The sequence below is a fragment of the Streptomyces sp. DSM 42067 genome, from assembly GCF_055792885.1.
Genome location: NZ_CM147706.1, coordinates 7,591,164 through 7,606,868, shown reverse-complemented (window position 1 = coordinate 7,606,868; position 15,705 = coordinate 7,591,164). Strand labels below are relative to the sequence as shown.

The 15,705-nt window shown below is 70.6% G+C and carries 18 protein-coding genes and 1 pseudogene; 7 read left to right on the top strand and 12 right to left on the bottom strand.

Annotation, left to right across the window (positions count from 1 at the left end):
- Positions 1-5: 5 nt before the first annotated feature.
- Positions 6-803: an RNA polymerase sigma factor SigF gene (locus ACSMXV_RS34240; RefSeq protein WP_473174989.1), complete on the bottom strand. Its 798-nt coding sequence runs from the start codon at positions 801-803 to the stop codon at positions 6-8.
- A gap of 365 nt (positions 804-1,168) precedes the next feature.
- Between ACSMXV_RS34240 and ACSMXV_RS34235 the strand changes: the two genes are divergently transcribed.
- On the top strand, positions 1,169-2,965 hold the full coding sequence (locus ACSMXV_RS34235; protein ID WP_473174988.1) for a thiamine pyrophosphate-requiring protein: 1,797 nt from the start codon (positions 1,169-1,171) through the stop codon (positions 2,963-2,965).
- Between the two features lie 145 nt (positions 2,966-3,110).
- On the opposite strand, the gene ACSMXV_RS34230 is transcribed toward ACSMXV_RS34235, so the two are convergent.
- Entirely contained in the window at positions 3,111-3,248 is a 138-nt protein-coding gene (locus ACSMXV_RS34230; protein ID WP_473174987.1) for a hypothetical protein, read from the bottom strand.
- A 245-nt stretch (positions 3,249-3,493) separates the two neighbouring features.
- Between ACSMXV_RS34230 and ACSMXV_RS34225 the strand changes: the two genes are divergently transcribed.
- Together ACSMXV_RS34225 and ACSMXV_RS34220 are read left to right on the top strand one after the other, a co-directional pair.
- The gene (locus ACSMXV_RS34225; RefSeq protein WP_473174986.1) at positions 3,494-3,898 is read left to right on the top strand and encodes a DUF2795 domain-containing protein; all 405 of its coding nucleotides are present in this window, start codon (positions 3,494-3,496) and stop codon (positions 3,896-3,898) included.
- Positions 3,899-3,993: 95 nt separating this feature from the next.
- Positions 3,994-4,434, top strand: a complete 441-nt coding sequence (locus ACSMXV_RS34220) for a CBS domain-containing protein (RefSeq protein WP_473174985.1) — start codon at positions 3,994-3,996, stop codon at positions 4,432-4,434.
- A gap of 88 nt (positions 4,435-4,522) precedes the next feature.
- On the opposite strand, the gene ACSMXV_RS34215 is transcribed toward ACSMXV_RS34220, so the two are convergent.
- Positions 4,523-5,113 (bottom strand): TIGR03086 family metal-binding protein, encoded by a 591-nt coding sequence (locus tag ACSMXV_RS34215; protein ID WP_473174984.1) that lies wholly within the window; start codon positions 5,111-5,113, stop codon positions 4,523-4,525.
- A 5-nt stretch (positions 5,114-5,118) separates the two neighbouring features.
- A complete protein-coding gene (locus ACSMXV_RS34210) occupies positions 5,119-5,382 on the bottom strand; it encodes a DUF6158 family protein (RefSeq protein WP_473174983.1) in 264 nt (87 codons plus the stop codon).
- Positions 5,383-5,439: 57 nt separating this feature from the next.
- Here ACSMXV_RS34210 and ACSMXV_RS34205 point away from each other — a divergent pair, with 57 nt between their 5' ends.
- Positions 5,440-6,549 carry a baeRF2 domain-containing protein gene (locus ACSMXV_RS34205; protein ID WP_473174982.1) on the top strand — a complete coding sequence of 370 codons (1,110 nt, stop codon included), beginning with the start codon at positions 5,440-5,442 and terminating at the stop codon, positions 6,547-6,549.
- A gap of 5 nt (positions 6,550-6,554) precedes the next feature.
- On the opposite strand, the gene ACSMXV_RS34200 is transcribed toward ACSMXV_RS34205, so the two are convergent.
- Positions 6,555-8,174, bottom strand: a complete 1,620-nt coding sequence (locus tag ACSMXV_RS34200) for an ATP-binding cassette domain-containing protein (RefSeq protein ID WP_473174981.1) — start codon at positions 8,172-8,174, stop codon at positions 6,555-6,557.
- A gap of 257 nt (positions 8,175-8,431) precedes the next feature.
- Between ACSMXV_RS34200 and ACSMXV_RS34195 the strand changes: the two genes are divergently transcribed.
- The 3 genes from ACSMXV_RS34195 (at position 8,432) to ACSMXV_RS34185 (ending at position 11,432) form a co-directional block, all read left to right on the top strand.
- Positions 8,432-10,159, top strand: coding sequence for a phosphatase PAP2 family protein (locus tag ACSMXV_RS34195; RefSeq protein ID WP_473174980.1), 1,728 nt, complete (start codon positions 8,432-8,434; stop codon positions 10,157-10,159).
- 157 nt (positions 10,160-10,316) lie between these two features.
- Positions 10,317-11,126, top strand: coding sequence for a class I SAM-dependent methyltransferase (locus tag ACSMXV_RS34190; RefSeq protein ID WP_473174979.1), 810 nt, complete (start codon positions 10,317-10,319; stop codon positions 11,124-11,126).
- A 135-nt stretch (positions 11,127-11,261) separates the two neighbouring features.
- The gene (locus ACSMXV_RS34185; protein ID WP_473174978.1) at positions 11,262-11,432 is read left to right on the top strand and encodes a hydrophobic protein; all 171 of its coding nucleotides are present in this window, start codon (positions 11,262-11,264) and stop codon (positions 11,430-11,432) included.
- Positions 11,433-11,513: 81 nt separating this feature from the next.
- Here the strand turns inward: ACSMXV_RS34185 and ACSMXV_RS34180 are convergent, their stop codons facing one another.
- From ACSMXV_RS34180 to ACSMXV_RS34150, 7 genes and pseudogenes are all read right to left on the bottom strand, one after another.
- Positions 11,514-11,852 (bottom strand): gas vesicle protein K, encoded by a 339-nt coding sequence (locus tag ACSMXV_RS34180; protein ID WP_473174977.1) that lies wholly within the window; start codon positions 11,850-11,852, stop codon positions 11,514-11,516.
- Positions 11,853-11,886: 34 nt separating this feature from the next.
- Positions 11,887-12,111, bottom strand: coding sequence for a gas vesicle protein (locus tag ACSMXV_RS34175; RefSeq protein WP_181657560.1), 225 nt, complete (start codon positions 12,109-12,111; stop codon positions 11,887-11,889).
- Complete coding sequence (locus tag ACSMXV_RS34170) at positions 12,108-12,947, bottom strand: GvpL/GvpF family gas vesicle protein (RefSeq protein ID WP_473179153.1); 840 nt, start codon at positions 12,945-12,947, stop codon at positions 12,108-12,110. The genes ACSMXV_RS34175 and ACSMXV_RS34170 overlap by 4 nt, the downstream gene beginning before the upstream one ends.
- A gap of 773 nt (positions 12,948-13,720) precedes the next feature.
- Positions 13,721-14,038, bottom strand: a pseudogene (locus ACSMXV_RS34165) (gas vesicle protein); the annotation flags it as partial.
- Positions 14,039-14,048: 10 nt separating this feature from the next.
- Positions 14,049-14,306: a gas vesicle protein GvpG gene (locus ACSMXV_RS34160; RefSeq protein WP_181657561.1), complete on the bottom strand. Its 258-nt coding sequence runs from the start codon at positions 14,304-14,306 to the stop codon at positions 14,049-14,051.
- Positions 14,307-14,437: 131 nt separating this feature from the next.
- Complete coding sequence (locus ACSMXV_RS34155) at positions 14,438-15,202, bottom strand: GvpL/GvpF family gas vesicle protein (RefSeq protein ID WP_473174976.1); 765 nt, start codon at positions 15,200-15,202, stop codon at positions 14,438-14,440.
- Positions 15,199-15,660, bottom strand: coding sequence for a gas vesicle structural protein GvpA (locus ACSMXV_RS34150; RefSeq protein ID WP_473174975.1), 462 nt, complete (start codon positions 15,658-15,660; stop codon positions 15,199-15,201). Before ACSMXV_RS34150 ends, ACSMXV_RS34155 begins: the two co-directional genes overlap by 4 nt.
- Positions 15,661-15,705 lie beyond the last annotated feature (45 nt).

Here is a 15,705-nt window from a genome sequence, read left to right as displayed (position 1 = left end):
GGCGGCTACGCCGCCTCGCTCAGCACCTGGTCGCGCATCTTCTCGCAGCAGCGGCTGATCAGCCGGGAGACGTGCATCTGGGAGATGCCGAGCTGCTCGGCGATGCGGCTCTGCGTCATGTCGCCGAAGAACCGCATGTAGAGGATCGTGCGCTCGCGCTCGGGCAGCTGCTGCAGACGCGGCTTGACGGCCTCGCGGTCGATGACCACGTCGAGCGCCGGATCCGGGGCGCCGAGCGCGTCGCGCAGCGCGTATCCGTCCTCGCTGCCCGGCAGTTCGGCGTCCAGGGACAGGGCGGTGAAGCTCTCCAGCGCCTCCAGGCCGACCAGCACGTCCTCCTGGCTCATGTTGGCGTGCTCGGCGATCTCGGCGACGGTGGGCATCCGTCCGGAGACGGACTGGGACAGGTCCTGGCAGGCGAAGCGCACCCGGTTACGCAGGTCCTGGACGCGGCGCGGAACGTGGAGGGTCCACATGTGGTCGCGGAAGTGCCGCTTGATCTCACCGGTGACGGTGGGCACGGCGTAGCTCTCGAACGCGGAACCGCGTGCCGGGTCGTACCGGTCGACCGCCTTGACGAGGCCGAGCGCGGCGACTTGGCGCAGATCCTCCAGGGACTCGCCGCGGCCGCGGAACCGTCCGGCGAGCCGTTCGGACATGGGGAGCCAGGCCTCGACGATCCCCTGGCGCAGTGCGTCACGCTCGGGTCCGTCGGGCAGCTCTGCGAGCTTGCGGAAGGCCTCAGAGGTGTCGGGTGCGTCGTCGTGCGGGTGCTGCTTCTTCGCTTGTGCCTGGGTTCGCATGGTGCGTCGCGCTCCCTTGTGTGGGTGCCTGCGATGTGGCCGGTCACCGTGGGAGGGGCACTCGAGCCGCGCGGGCACACCCGGGGCGAATGACTCCGTCTCCCACGGACGTGCCTCCGGTCCGAAGCACTGATCTGCGCCTGCCCCTACGCGGGCGACGCAAACACCGGCTGCGGCGTCGGGTTCGCTGTCGATGTGCCGGGGGTGCCTGGGGGCGTCGTTGCCCGGCCGCTGCCCGGCCGCTGCCCGGCCGCTGCCCGGCCGCTGCCGCGGGCGAGGTGCCGGCCAGGTTTCCGTGCAGGCGGCGTGGTGACCCGGTGCGTGGTGTCACCGTCCGTCCCCACCCCGTTCCGGGAGGTCCCCTCATGAGCACCAAGGTCGCCGATCACATCCTCGCCAGGCTGCGCGAATGGGGTGTGGAGCATGTCTTCGGCTATCCCGGGGACGGCATCAACGGCCTGCTCGCCGCCTGGGGCCGGGCCGAGAATCAGCCGCGCTTCATCCAGTCGCGGCACGAGGAGATGTCCGCGTTCGAGGCGGTCGGCTATGCGAAGTTCGGCCACCGGCTCGGGGTGTGCGCGGCCACGTCCGGACCGGGCGCGATCCACCTCCTCAACGGCCTGTACGACGCCAAGCTCGACCATGTGCCGGTGCTGGCGATCGTCGGGCAGACCCACCGCACCGCGATGGGCGGCTCCTATCAGCAGGAGGTCGACCTGCACACGCTCTTCAAGGACGTCGCCTCCGACTTCGTGGAGACGGTGACGGTGCCCGAGCAGCTGCCGAACGTCCTGGACAGGGCCATCCGCACCGCGTACGCGCGCCGCTGCCCCACCGCCGTGATCATCCCGGGCGATGTCCAGGAGCTGGACTACTCACCGCCCACACACGAGTTCAAGATGGTGCCCTCCAGCATCGACCGCAGCGGCTGGACGGCGGTGCCGTCCCAGACGTCGCTGGAGCGGGCCGCCGAGGTGCTGAACGCGGGCGACAAGGCCGCGATCCTGATCGGCCAGGGCGCGGCGGGTGCGCGGGCCGAGGTCGAGGAGATCGCCGAGCTGCTCGGCGCGGGCGTCGCGAAGGCGCTGCTCGGCAAGGACGCACTCAGCGACGAACTGTCGTACGTCACGGGCGCGATCGGCCTGCTGGGCACCCGCCCTTCGTACGAAATGATGCGCGACTGCGACACCCTCCTGACGATCGGCTCGTCCTTCCCCTACACGCAGTTCCTGCCGGAGTTCGGCAAGGCCCGCGCGGTGCAGATCGACATCGATCCGCACATGGTCGGGATGCGCTATCCGTACGAGGTGAATCTGGTCGGCGACGCGAAGGCCACGTTGCAGCGGCTGATTCCGCTGCTGGACAGGGACCGCGGGCGCGAGTGGTTCGACGAGCTGTGCGCGAGTGTCGCGCGGTGGCGCGAGGTGATGGAGCGGCGCGCGGGCCTGTCGGCGGACCCGGTGAACCCCGAGTACGTGGCGCGGGCCCTGGACCCGATGCTGCCGGACGACGCGATCATCACGTCCGACTCCGGTTCGGTCGCCAACTGGTACGCCCGGCACCTGACGATGCGGGGTGACATGCGGTCGTCGCTCTCCGGGACGCTGGCGACGATGGGCTGCGGGGTGCCGTATGCGATCGGCGCGAAGTTCGCGCATCCGGACCGGCCCGCGCTCGCGCTCGTCGGGGACGGTGCGATGCAGATGAACGGCCTGGCCGAACTGATCACCGCGGCCAAGTACCGGCATCAGTGGGAGGACCCGCGGCTGGTCGTCGGGGTCTGGAACAACGGGGACCTGAACCAGGTGACGTGGGAGCTGCGCGCCATGGGCGGCGCCCCGTCGTTCCTGCCCTCGCAGGAGCTGCCGGATGTGCCGTACGCGGCGTTCGCGCGGTCGATCGGGCTGACCGGCGTGCGCGTGGAGAAGCCCGAGGACGTCGAGGCGGGCTGGCGCGCGGGCCTGGAGGCCGAGGGGCCCGCGGTGATCGAGTTCCTCACGGATCCGTCGGTGCCGCCGATTCCGCCGCATGCGACGTGGGAGCAGATGGAGGCGACGGCCGAGTCCCTGCTCAAGGGCGACGCGGAGCGGAAGTCGGTACTCCGGCAGGGGCTGAAGGCGAAGGTGCAGGAGTTCCTGACGGGGAGCGGCAGGCAACGCTAGTCCCTTGCTGCCCCTGCCGTATCCCCACCGGGCCGCCGCTGTCCTGCCGGGATGGGGGTCGGCCTGCCGCGTCCGCCGCCGCCCGCACAGGGCGGCGGCGGACGTGCGTCACAGCGGGCGCACGCCTGGACAGCGCACGCGGTGTTCAGGTGTGTCGCAGGGCGGCGCCCTGAGGTTGCTGCTCCGCGTCCTCGGCGGGCGGCAGCACCCATTCCTCGTACCGGCCGAGCGCCAGGACCGCCCCGAGCATCAGTACCGGAATGATCACTGCGAGCACCATCATGGCCGTGTCCCTTCCCCGATGTTCCCAAGGGTGGTCGCGGGGGGTGTCCGCACCGGGTCTCCCCGTGTCCGCAAGGCAAACCACAGCCGTGGAAATCAAGCGCAGTCGGAGACAACAGCAATCGGAAACCAGCCAGTCGGACACGGGGGATGCCGGGACGACTTCGGCCGCGTGGCCGCGCGCGTGTCGACGCGAGTCGGTCGGGTACTCGTAGACGACTCCCCCGAGCGACTGGAGGGAAAAAGATGCAGCGAGGCAGCGACCGGCTCAGCGTCCACAAGGACGAGGAGATGAAGCACGAACTGAAGGGCTGGCTCCGGTCGGGCCACCCCACCCGGACCGAGGAGTGGCACGACCCGGAGCCGACCGCCGACGACGACCCGGAGGTCGTCAACGGGCCGGTGACACCGGGCCGTTCACCGGGGCCAGTGGCGGTCATGCGCTACGAGCTCGCTCGGCACCTGGGACGCACCGCCTTCCCGGCCGACTCCGCCAAGCTTGCGCGCACGCTGCGCAAGCGGCACGCGCCCGACGCGCTGATCGAGCCGGTCGAGCGGCTCCGCCGGGGCACCGTCTACCAAACCGTGCAGGAACTCGCCCATGCCCTGGTCCGTGAGCAGGAGGAGCCGCGGCAGACGCAAGGCCGGTAGGAGGAATGAGGCCTCGCCACAGGGGTACTGCGGGCGGGGTCACGGTCAAGTGACCGTACCCCTGCAGGCGATGGAACGCAGAAAGGGCCCAGGACATGGCCGATTTCGTGAGGGAAGTCATGACGTCGGGCGTCGTCGCGGTACGTCCGGACGCCTCGCTCGTCGAAGCCGCGCAGCTCATGCGGGCCCAGGACATCGGCAATGTCCTGGTCGCCGACGACCAGAACGTCATAGGGGTGCTCACGGACCGGGACATCGCCTTGCGTGCGGTCGCCGACGGAGCCGACCCCCTGACCGTGAGTGCCCAGTCCGTGTGCACCCCGAACCCGGTCGTCATCGGGCCGGACGACGCGGTGTCGGCCGCCGTGCACCTGATGCGGGACCACGCCGTGCGCCGGCTGCCGGTCGTCGATAACGGCCGCCCCGTGGGGATGGTGAGCCTCGGGGACCTCGCGGTCGCGCAGGACCCGTCCTCCGCGCTCGCCGACATCAGCCGCGCGGAGCCAGGCAGTTCGCACGCGACGGCCCGCCCCTGACCGGGCGCACGGCAGGGCAGAGAGCAAACCGCCCGGCAGGGCAGACAGCAGACACAGTGCAGACAGCGGACTCAGGGGCTGAGCGGCCTTACGGTCGCCGCCCCAGCAGGCACAGCAGCTTGGTCTGCACATCCGCACCCGCCGGCGCCTCCACCGGTGCGGCGAACAGGCCGCTCTTCTCCAACTCGGCGGCGTACGGCGTGATTTCCCGGACCGCGAAGTTGACCAGCTCCACAGGAAGGCGCTCGTCGGCCCCGATCGCGCGTGACAGATCCCAGGCGTGCACCACAAGGTCCGCGGTCATCTGCGAGCAGTAGTTCGATGCGCGGGTGTCGCCGTACGAGAGATGGACGATGCGGTCGAGGGCGGCGTGGGTGTGGAAGGCCCTTCGGGACGCATCGGCCGCATGCTCCCAGGACGCGACAGGCTCGTGGCCGAGCATGTCGCCGTCGAAGGTGCCGCCCAGCGCCTCGATGGCCGCGCCGTACACGACCAGCGGTGACACCCACAGCTGCTCGGCGGTCACGTGATTGACCAGGTCATGGACGTTCCACTCGGTGCACGGAGTCGGCGCGTCCCACTGGTCCGAATGGACGGCCCGCACCCGTTCCGTGAACAGATCCAGCGCTTCGGAGTGCCGCGCGAGCAGCGGATTCTCTTCCCTCGCCTTCTCTGCCATCGCCGTCACCGTCCGCATTCCCTCTCCCGCGCGCCCGCACGGGTACGGCCCTGGGCCACGGGCCTGCGCGGGTGGCGGCGCAGGTACTCGCCCTCCAGCTGCGCCATGCGCTCGTTGTGGGCGCGCAGCGCGTCGTTGGACCCGTGCAGCAACGTGTCGTGACGGGTGCGGTGGATCGTCTCGAGCTCCTTCATGAGCTGCTGGTCGTCCAGTCGGACCGGGTCGACTCCATCCATGTCGGCACCCCATTCGTCATCGTGTCGTTCCATACGTACCGGGTACCCGAACCGCCACGAACGGCACAGGACGGCGTCCGGGAGGAAGCCATGGATCTCGAGTTCCTCAATCCACTCTACGAACATCCCGGGCCGTGGGCCTCCGTGTACGCCGACACCTCGCGGCGCACTGAGTCCACGCCCGACGAGCGATCACTCGAGGCCCTGTCCGTGTCCCGCACCCTGGCCGAGCAGGGGGCCGACGAGGCCACGTGCCGAGCCGTCCGCGCGGCGGTGGAGGACCTGCGGCACTCCACCGAGCCGTTCGGGCGAGCCCTGTTCGCCACGGCCGGAACCGTCGTCCTGGATCCGCCCCTGACCGTGGCGCCGGGCGGCGACCAGGTGCACTGGGGAGCCTTGCCGCACACGGCGCCACTGCTGGAGCTGGCCGGGGAGGACCCGGTGTGCCTGGTGGCGTACGTCGACCGGCGGGGCGCCGATTTCGAGCTGCGCGCCGCGCGGGGCACCCAGGACGCCGGTGCGGTGGCCGGACGGCAGTGGCCGGTGCACCGTACGGCCTCCTCGGACTGGTCCGAGCGCCACTTCCAGCTGCGGGTCGAGAACACCTGGGAGCACAACGCCGCGGAGATCGCCGACGCGCTCACCGTGTGCCAGGAGGAGACCAGGGCCGAGCTGCTGATCCTGGTGGGCGACGACCGCCAGCGGCGTGCGGTGCACGAACGGCTGCCGCAGCGGTTGCACCCCCAGACGGTGGAGGCAGCGCACGGCGCGACGAGCCGGCTGCTTGACGAGGAGGTCGATCAGGCCCGCGCCGACCATGCGCGGCGCCGGGCGGCGGAGGACCTGGAGCGGTTCCTGGCCGCCCTCGCCCCGGACGAGGAGGGCCGCACCGGCGCGGTGGAGGGGGTGCCGGCGCTGATCGAGGCCGCCCGGGAGCACCGCATCGCGGAACTCCTGGTCCGGCCGGGCGCGCCCGACGCCCGGCGCGAGGTCTGGGTCGGCCCGGACCCGGACCAGCTGGCCGTACGCCGTACGGAGGTCAAGGAGCCGCTGGGTGAACCGGAGCCTCAGCCGGCCCGCGCGGACGACGCTCTGCTGCGTTCCGCGGTGGCGACGGACGCCGAGGCCCGCTCCCTCTCGACGGCCCGCCCACTGGACTCTCCGGCAGGCGGACTGGGGGCGCTGCTGCGCTGGAGGTGACAACGTCAGCGGGTGCGCTCCACCCGCCTCTCGTCCCACACGGGCTCCGCTGTCTCGCGCACACGACCATCGCTACCGAAGACCAGATACCGGTCGAACGAACGAGCGAACCATCGGTCGTGGGTCACGGCGAGCACCGTCCCCTCGTACGCCTCAAGGCCCTCCTGAAGCGCTTCGGCCGACTCCAGGTCGAGGTTGTCCGTCGGCTCGTCAAGCAGGAGAGCCGTCGTGCCCGCGAGCTCGAGGAGCAGGATCTGGAAGCGGGCCTGCTGCCCGCCCGACAGCCTCTCGAAGCGCTGTTCCGCCTGCCCGGTCAGCTCGTAGCGGCGCAGCCGTGACATGGCGGCGCCCCGGTCCTTGGCGTGCTCGCGCCACAGGATGTCGAGCAGCGTACGCCCCTCCAGTTCCGGGTGGGCGTGCGTCTGCGCGAAGTGCCCGGGCACAACACGGGCCCCCAGCTTCCACTCCCCCGTATGGCGGACGCCGTCTCCGGCCAGAAGCCGCAGGAAGTGGGACTTGCCGGAGCCGTTCGAACCGAGCACCGCGACCCGCTCGCCGTAGAAGACCTCCAGGTCGAACGGTTTCATCAGGCCTGTGAGCTCCAGGCCCTTACAGGTGACGGCGCGTACGCCGGTGCGGCCGCCGTGCAGGCGCATCGTGATGTCCTGCTTGCGCGGCGGCTCGGGCGGTGGGCCCGCCTCCTCGAACTTCCGCAGCCGCGTCTTCGCCGCCTGGTAGCGGGAAGCCATCTCGTCGCTCCGCTTCGCGTACTGCTGCATGTCCAGGACGAGCTTCTTGAGCTGTGCGTGCTTCTCGTCCCAGCGCCGCCGCAGCTCCTCGAACCGCTCGAACCGCTCGCGCCGCGCGTCGTGGTAGGTCGCGAAGGAGCCGCCGTGCACCCAGACGTCGCTGCCGGCCGGGCTCGGCTCCACGCTTGCGATCTTCTCGGCAGCCCGGGCGAGGAGTTCGCGGTCGTGCGAGACGAAGAGCACCGTCTTGCGGGTCTCGCGAAGCCGTTCCTCGAGCCAGCGTTTGCCGGGCACGTCGAGGTAGTTGTCCGGCTCGTCCAGCAGGAGCACCTCGTCGGTGCCGCGCAGCAGCGCCTCCAGGACGAGGCGTTTCTGCTCGCCGCCGCTGAGCGTGCGCACCTCGCGCCACTGCGCCTTCTCGTACGGGACGCCGAGCGCGGCCGTGGTGCAGATGTCCCACAGCGTCTCGGCCTCGTACCCCCGCACCTCGGCCCAGTCGGAGAGCGCCTGGGCGTACTGCAGCTGCGCGGCCTCGTCGTCCACGGTCATGATCGCGTGCTCGGCTGCGTCGACGGCCTTGGCGGCCGCGCGGATACGCGGCGGCGCCACCGAAACGAGCAGGTCGCGCACGGTCGTGGCATCGCGCACCGACCCCACGAACTGCGGCATCACTCCGAGCCCGCCGCTGACCGTGACGGTGCCGCCGTGCGGCTTGAGCTCGCCGGAGATCAGCCTCAGCAGGGTCGTCTTGCCCGCGCCGTTCGGCCCCACCAGGGCGACCGCCGCCCCTTCGCCGACCCTGAACGAGACATCGCCGAGCAACGCCCTCCCGTCCGGCAGGTAGTACTCGAGATGCGCCGCTTCCAGATGCCCCATGGTCGCGGATTGTGACGGGCCCCGAGGGGCATCGGCAACGGCTTTTCGCCCAACGCCGAACGCAAGCCGAACGCAGCGGCTCCGCACGACGCGGGCGTCACGGGTCGCGAAGCGTCACGGGTCGCGAAGTGTCACGGGCGCCGAGGGTGGCAGGCCACAGGTGTCCCGGGCACCGAGGGTGCCAGGCCACAGGTGTCCCGGGCGCGGTCCGTGTCACAGCCGGGTGGCAGTCCCGGCGACGCGGGTACCCGTGGTGCATGTCTACCGACGTCGACCTCACCGTCCCCGAGTTCCAGCAGCGCCACACCGTCCTCAGCCGGCTGGTCGCCCTCGACTGCCGCCTCTTCGAGGCGGCAGCCTCGCGGCACTGGCCCGGCGCCGACCCGTTCCTGCCCCGGCTGAGCCGAAGCGCCAACCACGGACTGCTGTGGTTCGGCACGGCCGCGGCCATCGCCGCGACCCGGTCGCCACGGGCCCGCCGGGCCGCGCTCCGCGGGACGGCATCGCTGGCGCTCGCCTCCGCGACCATCAACACCGTCGGCAAGCGTTCCATACGCCGCGCCCGGCCCATCCTCGACGTGGTGCCGCTGACCCGGCAGCTGAAGCGGCAGCCGATCACGACGTCCTTCCCCTCGGGCCACTCGGCGTCCGCCGCCGCCTTCGCCACGGGTGTGGCCCTGGAGTCGCGCCGCTGGGGCTCGGCCGTCGCTCCGGTCGCGGCCACTGTCGCCCTCTCCCGCGTCTACACCGGGGTGCACTTCCCGAGCGATGTGCTGGCCGGTGCGGCGCTGGGGGCGGGTGCGGCATTCGCGGTACGCGGCCTCGTCCCGACCCGCGACCAGCTGCAGCCCGCTGCCCGCCCGGCCGCCGAAGCACCCGCGCTGCCGCAAGGACAGGGCCTGGTCGTCGTGGTGAACACGGCTGCGGGCCAGCCGGAACGCATCCGCGCACTGCACGACGCCCTGCCGCTCGCCGAGGTCGTGGAGCGCGAACCGGCCGACATCAAGGACGAGTTGGAGCGCGCGGCCCGCCGGGCTCTGGCCCTCGGTGTGTGCGGCGGCGACGGCACCGTGAACGCGGCCGCGCGGGTGGCGCTGCGCCACGGACTGCCCCTCGCGGTGGTCCCGGGCGGCACGCTCAACCACTTCGCGCAGGACATCGGCATCGAGGACGTACGGACCGTGTGCCAGGCCGTGGAGCGTGGTGAGGCGATCGCGGTCGACGTCGGTCGGTTCGTCGTACGCGACGGCGTCGGAGACGAGACGGAGGGAAGCGAGGGCGAGGGCTCCGGCACAAGCGAGGCCTCCGGCACCGGCGTGGGAGCGGGCACCAGCGAGGCTTCCGGGGTCGGCGAGGCTTCCGGCACCGGCGGGGGACCCGGCACCACCACGGCTTCCGGCAGCAGCGGGGGACCCGGCACCACCACGGCTTCCGGCAGCAGCGAGGGTTCCGGAACCAGGGGCTCCGAGGTCAGCGAGGGCTACTTCCTCAACACGCTCAGCCTCGGGGTCTACGCCGAACTCGTCCGGGAGCGCGAGCGATGGGCCCCGCGCATCGGCGGATGGGCGGCCGGTGTGTTCGCGACGGTACGCGTCCTGCAGGCGCACCGGCATCCGTTGCGGGCCGGGTTCGCGATCCGCGAGCAGCCGTTATGGCTGCTGTTCGCGGGCAACGGCACCTACCACCGTACGGGCCTGGCCCCCGGCCGCCGCTTCGATCTCGCGGACGGGCTGCTGGACGTGCGCCTGGTGCACGGCGGCCGCAGGCCGGGCCCGCGGCTGCTGGCCGCGGCGCTCGCCGGCCCGCTGACGCGCTCCCCCTTCCACGCGGCAGTGCGGCTGCGCCGGCTCCGGGTGAGCGGCATCACCGAGGGCACCCCCATGGCGTACGACGGCGAACTCACCACCATCGGCGGCGAGTTGACGATCGACAAGCTTCCCGGGGCGTTGATCACCTATCGACCGCCCCCCCGGACCGGCCTCTGACGTCTGACCACATAGCGAGATAGCCGTCTCATTATTCGGCGACGCCGCGTACGCTGATCGTCATCGCCCCGCGTGGCAGCCTCGCCGGGGTCCGCCTTGCGCGGGCTCCCACGAGGCCGGCCCGCGAGGGACCGAGCGACGCGAAGGGGAGAACGCCATGCCCAAGGAGACCGCCGTCTACACACACGGCCACCACGAGTCCGTGCTGCGCTCGCACACCTGGCGGACCGCCGCCAACTCGGCCGCTTATCTGCTCGGTTCGCTCAAGCCCCATATGCGGATCCTGGACATCGGATGCGGGCCCGGCACCATCACCGCCGACCTGGCGGCGCTGGTCCCGGACGGGCACGTCACGGGCGTGGACCATGCGCCGGGAATCCTGGACCAGGCCCGCGCCACGGCGGCCGAGCGGGGCCTGGACAACGTCGAGTTCACCGTCGCCGACGTCCATGCGCTGGACTACCCTGACGACTCCTTCTGCGTCGTCCACGCGCACCAGGTGCTCCAGCACGTCGGCGACCCGGTACAGGCACTGCGGGAGATGCGCCGGGTCTGCAAGCCGGGCGGCGTCATCGCCGCACGCGACTCGGACTACTCGGCGATGACCTGGTATCCGCAGTCTCAGGGAATGGACGACTGGCTGGACCTGTATCTGCGGGTGGCGCGGGTCAACGGCGGTGAGCCCGACGCGGGACGCCGTCTCAAGTCCTGGGCGCTGCAGGCCGGTTTCACGGACATCACCGCCACGTCGGCCACCTGGTGCTTCTCCACGGCGGAGGAGCGCGTCTGGTGGAGCGGCCTGTGGGCCGACCGTACGGCGGCTTCGGCGTATGCGGACCGCGCGGTGGCGGGCGGCCACGCGACAGCGGAGCAGTTGACCGCCGTCTCGGAGGCCTGGCGGGAATGGGGGAGGCAGGAGGACGCCTGGTTCTCCGTGCTGCACGGAGAAATCCTCTGTCGAAAGTGAACGCCGCGGAAGCGAACGCCACGGAAGCGAACGCCGTGAAAGTGAACGCCCTTGAAAACAGGCGGCGTAAAGAGACGGCAGCCGCTGTGTAAGCGGGCCGCTGCGGGCAACCCGTTCGGCAGGAGGTTGAAAACTATGGTTCCCATCCTGCTGGTCCTGCTGTTGGCGCTGGTGTTGTTCGGTGCCGGTTTCGCGGTCAAGGTGCTCTGGTGGATCGCACTCGCGGTCCTGGTCATCTGGCTGCTCGGATTCCTGGCACGGAGCACCACCGCCACCGGAACGAGGTCCCGCTGGTACAGGTGGTAGAGACCCGTTACGGAATCCAGTAAGGCAATTCCGTAACGAAGGCATATCCGTGACGAAGGCAGATCCGTGACGAGCTCCCGATCAGTCCCTCGGGAGCAGCGGTCCCAGCGGCCCGAGGTCGATGTTGAGGTCCTCGGGCCGCAGGCCGTACCGCTCGCGCAGTTCGGTCATACGCTCTTCCAGCAGCATCAGGGTCAGCCCGATCCGCTCCTCCTGCTCCTCGCTCAGCTCGCCGGTGTCGACGCGGCGCAACGCCTGCCTTTCCATCAGCTGGCGCAGCAACTCGACGACCGTCAGGACGAGTTTGACGAGATCGCGTTCAACGGTGTCGGGCTCGAGGTCGAGCCGGTTGCGCGTCCTTTTCTGCGTTGCCTTGCGCGTCCTTTTCTGCGTCGCCTTGCGCGTCCTGTGCTGTGTCACTTCTGGTGTCACCTCAGGCCTGTCGTGTGTCACTTCAGGACACCTCCGGCAGCGCCCGGGGCAGATCCTCGGGCAGCGTCTCCGGCCAGGGCGAGGGCACCTGCTTGTTCACCGAGCTGATGAGGGCGTTCAGGTCGATGCGTACGAGATCGACGTCAGCGATCCGCAGGGTGATGTCGCCGGTGATGACCACACCCCCGGCGAGTAGCCGGTCGAGGAGATCCACGAGGGCGATCTCACGTCGTTCGACGACGGTCATCGACGGTCCTCCCCTTCGTACGCGCCACGGGCGCCCTGGTCGTACTCGTCCTCGGCGGCCCCCTGCCCGTAGTCGTCCAGACTGGAGAACGAGTACGCGGCCCACGGCCCGGTCAGTTCGACCCGCAGACCCGGCTCCTCGTCCTTCGTGCGGTCCACCAGCTCGACGAATTCCTCGGAATGGGAACGGTCGACGAGGTACGCGGCATTGAGCACATTGCGGCCCGGGGCACGCGAAAGGACTGGATTCTGGGGCGGGTGCAGTCGTGTCACCTGCGCATGCCGGGAAAGGTGTTCGTGCAGTCGCCGGGCGAAATTCTCCCCGCGTTCCCAGGTGTTCTCCTGCCGTTCGTGCTCCGCGCGCTTGCGGCGGAGATAGTCGCGGCCGGTCGCGGGTTTCGCCTTCGGCTCGGCTGCCCGGCTCTGCGGCGCGGGTTTCTCCGGGTCCACATACACCTTGACGCCCCACTCGACGCGGCCGGCTATCCGTTCCAGCGCGGCATGGAGGCGTTCTCCCTCGTCCTCCATCATGGTGCGTACTCCGCTGTCGTCGCGGAACACGGTGGCCAGCCGCAGCGGCAGCGGACTCGTCACAGTGGTGAGCGCCGCGATCACCTTCTCGTGGGCGCGGGCGGTGTCGGACAGCCAGTCCAGGTCCTCCAGATGCCTGCGCAGGGGCTCCTCGGCGAAGTCGCCCTCCGGTACAGCGCTGACGACGGCGACCAGGTCACCGTGGCGCAGCAGCTTCGGGGGGTTGCCCGCGACTCCCGTGAGCTCGGCCTGCAGAGGCGCATCGAAGGGCCGGCAGACGGCGTACACATAGCGCAGACCGCTCATGTCGCTCATCCCCTCTCCTCGTCCTGGCCGTTCTCACCGTCCTGGCTGTCCTGGCCGTCCTGGAGGTCCTCGCCGACGTGGTCAACGTCGTCGGACTCGCGAGCCTCATCGGACCGACGGACCTCCTCGGACCGACGGACCTTCTCGGACCGGCGGCCCTCGTCGGCCCGGTGTGGCTTCTCCGACCGGCGCCCCTCGTCGGCCGCGTGCGCCTTCTCCGACCGGCCCTCGGCGGCGGACCGGCGAGGCCTGTCCGGATGACGGCCCTCGCCCGACCGACGTGCCTCGCCCGGATGGTGGCCCTCGCCCGTCCTGCGGACCTTCTCCGGCCGATGACCTTCGCCGGAGCGGCGTACCTCACCGGGCCGGCGAAGCTCGCCGGAACCGCGGCGGCCCTCGTCGGTCCGGCGCACCTCGCCGGTCCGGCGGCCTTCGCCGGTCCGGCGGCCTTCGTCGGTCCGGCGCTCCTCGTCGGTCCGGCGTACCTCGCTGGTCCGGCGCCCCTCGTCTCGCCGACGTGCCTCGCCGGTCCGGCGTATCTCCTCGGCCCCCGGCATCTCGTCGGACCGGCGGCGGTCCTCGTACTCGCGAATCTCCTCGTACTCGGGGATGTCCTCGTATGCGGGGATGTCCTCGTATGCGGGGATGTCCTCGTATGCGGGAACCTCCTCGGTCCTACGCCGCTCCTCGTGTTCGGGGACCTCCTCGGCCCTGCGCCGCTCCTCGTATCCGCGAATCTCCGCGGGCCTGCGTGGCTCCTCGTACGCGTGGAGCTCCTCGAGCCGACGCCTCGCCTCGAGTTCCTCCACGCGTGCCTGGAGCTCCGCGTTCTCGCGGGCGAGTTCGTCGCGGCGGGCACGGGTCGAGAGCGCCGGATCGGACTCCCACCAGTCGATGCCCATCTCCTTCGCCTTGTCGACCGAGGCGATGACGAGACGCAGCTTCACGGTGAGCAGCTCGATGTCGAGCAGGTTGATGCGGATGTCGCCGGCGATCACGATGCCCTTGTCAAGCACTCGTTCAAGGATGTCGGCCAGATTGGCCCCGCTGCCCTGCCCGTACGGCTCGGGAAGCCTGCTTGCTGTCGTCATGTGCGTCGGCTCACTCTCCGAAGGGCCGTTGCATCAGATACGCCTGGGCCTGCTCGAGCCGGTCGAGGAGCTCGTCCTCGAGCCGGTCGAACTCGTCGGCGTCGATCTCGCCCGCCTCCAGCTTCTGCTCGAGGCGGGCGAGTGCGCCGCGTATCGCCGCCGGGTCGTAGTACACCCGCTCGGCCTCGGCGAGTACCCGTCTGATCACCCACATGCTGCCGCGCACCGGGGCGGCGGGCAGCAGCAGGACCTCGCTCAGCAGTCCCATACGCTCACTCCGTTGTCGTTGAACGTCAAGCCGTTGTCGTTGAACGTCAAGCCGTTGTCGTCGGACGTCAAGCCGTGGTCGTCGGACGTCGGGCGCACTCCGTCCGCGCGTCCGCGCTCATGGGCTCGGACTCACTCCGCGCTCGCGGACGCCGTGGCTTCGGCGGGTTCGGACGGCCCGGGCTCGACGAAGCTGTACGGCGGCAGCGGACCGTTGACCCGCAGCTCCAGATACGGATGGGCCTTGCGCACCTCCTCGACGGCGGCGAGGAACTGCTCGGCCGAGTCCTGGTTCACCAGGAACGACACATTCGCCACCCAGCCCGTCGACTCCGGGCCCACACTGACCGCTTCAGCGACCGGTTCCAGTGTGTGCTGCAGTTCGACGGCGTCCTCGGCCTCGCGCGTCTGCAGTGCGGCCACCACCATTTCACCGAGGCGCAGCCGGTCCTCGTAACTGCCGCCGCCTGCCTTGCGGTTGGACTCCGTCATGGCGCGGATCTCCGGGTTCTCCGCCATGACGCGGTGCAGCACGGCCTCCTCGTTGTGCACGGCCTTGACGTTGTACTCGACCTTTCCCTCGAGGGTCCTCAGCCGCTCCGCGTAGTGACCGGCGCGCTCCTGCAGCACGTGACGGACCGCCTCGTCGTCGGGGGCGATGCTGCCGAACCGCATGGGCAGTACCGGACCGGCGGCGCCCGCCTCACTCAGCACCCTCTGGTGGGCGAGCAGGTCGCTCCGTTTGGGCCGCAGCCCCTCGGGCGCCTCGCTGACGATCGCGGCGAGCTCGCCCTCGGCGACGATCCGCACAGGGCGCGGCGGGTCGCCGATGCCTTCCATGCCGTCCGGCAACGACTTGTGAGCACGGCGAGCGATGCCATAAACGTAAGTGCTCACTCCTGCTCCTCCTCCCTGTTCTCCCGAGCCTGCGCCTTCGCCCGCCTGCCCGTGCTCTCCGAACGGCTGCCGCGTGTGCTGCCGGCCGTCGCCTGCTCGGCCTTCTCACGGACCGAACCGATGGCGTCCTGCACGGTCTGGGCGGCGCCGGACAGCGCCCCCTTGGTCTTCTGGCGCGCGCCGGACTCGGTGACCTGGCCCACCATCTCGGGCAGGCCGGGCCTGGCCTTCTTCCCGGCCTCGAGGTCGAGCCGGTTGCAGGCCTCGGCGAAGCGCAGATAGGTGTCGACACTGGCGACGACGACCCTCACATCGATCTTGAGAATTTCGATTCCGACGAGAGAGACCCGTACGAAGGCATCGATGACGAGTCCTCGGTCGAGGACGAGCTCCAAGACGTCGTACAGGCCGCTGGTGCCGCCTCCGCCTCCGGTCTGTGCTGCCGGGACTACGGTCATGACGACCGGTCCTCCTTGTCCGTCTGTGGTATCGGCACGGGATGA

What these genes read in the sequence shown, in the direction of transcription:
- ACSMXV_RS34240 (WP_473174989.1), bottom strand. Translation starts at nt 803, where the DNA reads ATGCGAACCCAGGCACAAGCGAAGAAGCAGCACCCGCACGACGACGCA.
- ACSMXV_RS34195 (WP_473174980.1), top strand. Translation starts at nt 8,432, where the DNA reads ATGTCTACCGACGTCGACCTCACCGTCCCCGAGTTCCAGCAGCGCCAC.
- ACSMXV_RS34190 (WP_473174979.1), top strand. Translation starts at nt 10,317, where the DNA reads ATGCCCAAGGAGACCGCCGTCTACACACACGGCCACCACGAGTCCGTG.
- ACSMXV_RS34160 (WP_181657561.1), bottom strand. Translation starts at nt 14,306, where the DNA reads ATGGGACTGCTGAGCGAGGTCCTGCTGCTGCCCGCCGCCCCGGTGCGC.
- ACSMXV_RS34170 (WP_473179153.1), bottom strand. Translation starts at nt 12,947, where the DNA reads ATGAGCGGTCTGCGCTATGTGTACGCCGTCTGCCGGCCCTTCGATGCG.
- ACSMXV_RS34220 (WP_473174985.1), top strand. Translation starts at nt 3,994, where the DNA reads ATGGCCGATTTCGTGAGGGAAGTCATGACGTCGGGCGTCGTCGCGGTA.
- ACSMXV_RS34215 (WP_473174984.1), bottom strand. Translation starts at nt 5,113, where the DNA reads ATGGCAGAGAAGGCGAGGGAAGAGAATCCGCTGCTCGCGCGGCACTCC.
- ACSMXV_RS34200 (WP_473174981.1), bottom strand. Translation starts at nt 8,174, where the DNA reads ATGGGGCATCTGGAAGCGGCGCATCTCGAGTACTACCTGCCGGACGGG.
- ACSMXV_RS34150 (WP_473174975.1), bottom strand. Translation starts at nt 15,660, where the DNA reads ATGACCGTAGTCCCGGCAGCACAGACCGGAGGCGGAGGCGGCACCAGC.
- ACSMXV_RS34235 (WP_473174988.1), top strand. Translation starts at nt 1,169, where the DNA reads ATGAGCACCAAGGTCGCCGATCACATCCTCGCCAGGCTGCGCGAATGG.
- ACSMXV_RS34205 (WP_473174982.1), top strand. Translation starts at nt 5,440, where the DNA reads ATGGATCTCGAGTTCCTCAATCCACTCTACGAACATCCCGGGCCGTGG.
- ACSMXV_RS34225 (WP_473174986.1), top strand. Translation starts at nt 3,494, where the DNA reads ATGCAGCGAGGCAGCGACCGGCTCAGCGTCCACAAGGACGAGGAGATG.
- ACSMXV_RS34210 (WP_473174983.1), bottom strand. Translation starts at nt 5,382, where the DNA reads ATGGAACGACACGATGACGAATGGGGTGCCGACATGGATGGAGTCGAC.
- ACSMXV_RS34230 (WP_473174987.1), bottom strand. Translation starts at nt 3,248, where the DNA reads ATGATGGTGCTCGCAGTGATCATTCCGGTACTGATGCTCGGGGCGGTC.
- ACSMXV_RS34185 (WP_473174978.1), top strand. Translation starts at nt 11,262, where the DNA reads ATGGTTCCCATCCTGCTGGTCCTGCTGTTGGCGCTGGTGTTGTTCGGT.
- ACSMXV_RS34175 (WP_181657560.1), bottom strand. Translation starts at nt 12,111, where the DNA reads ATGACCGTCGTCGAACGACGTGAGATCGCCCTCGTGGATCTCCTCGAC.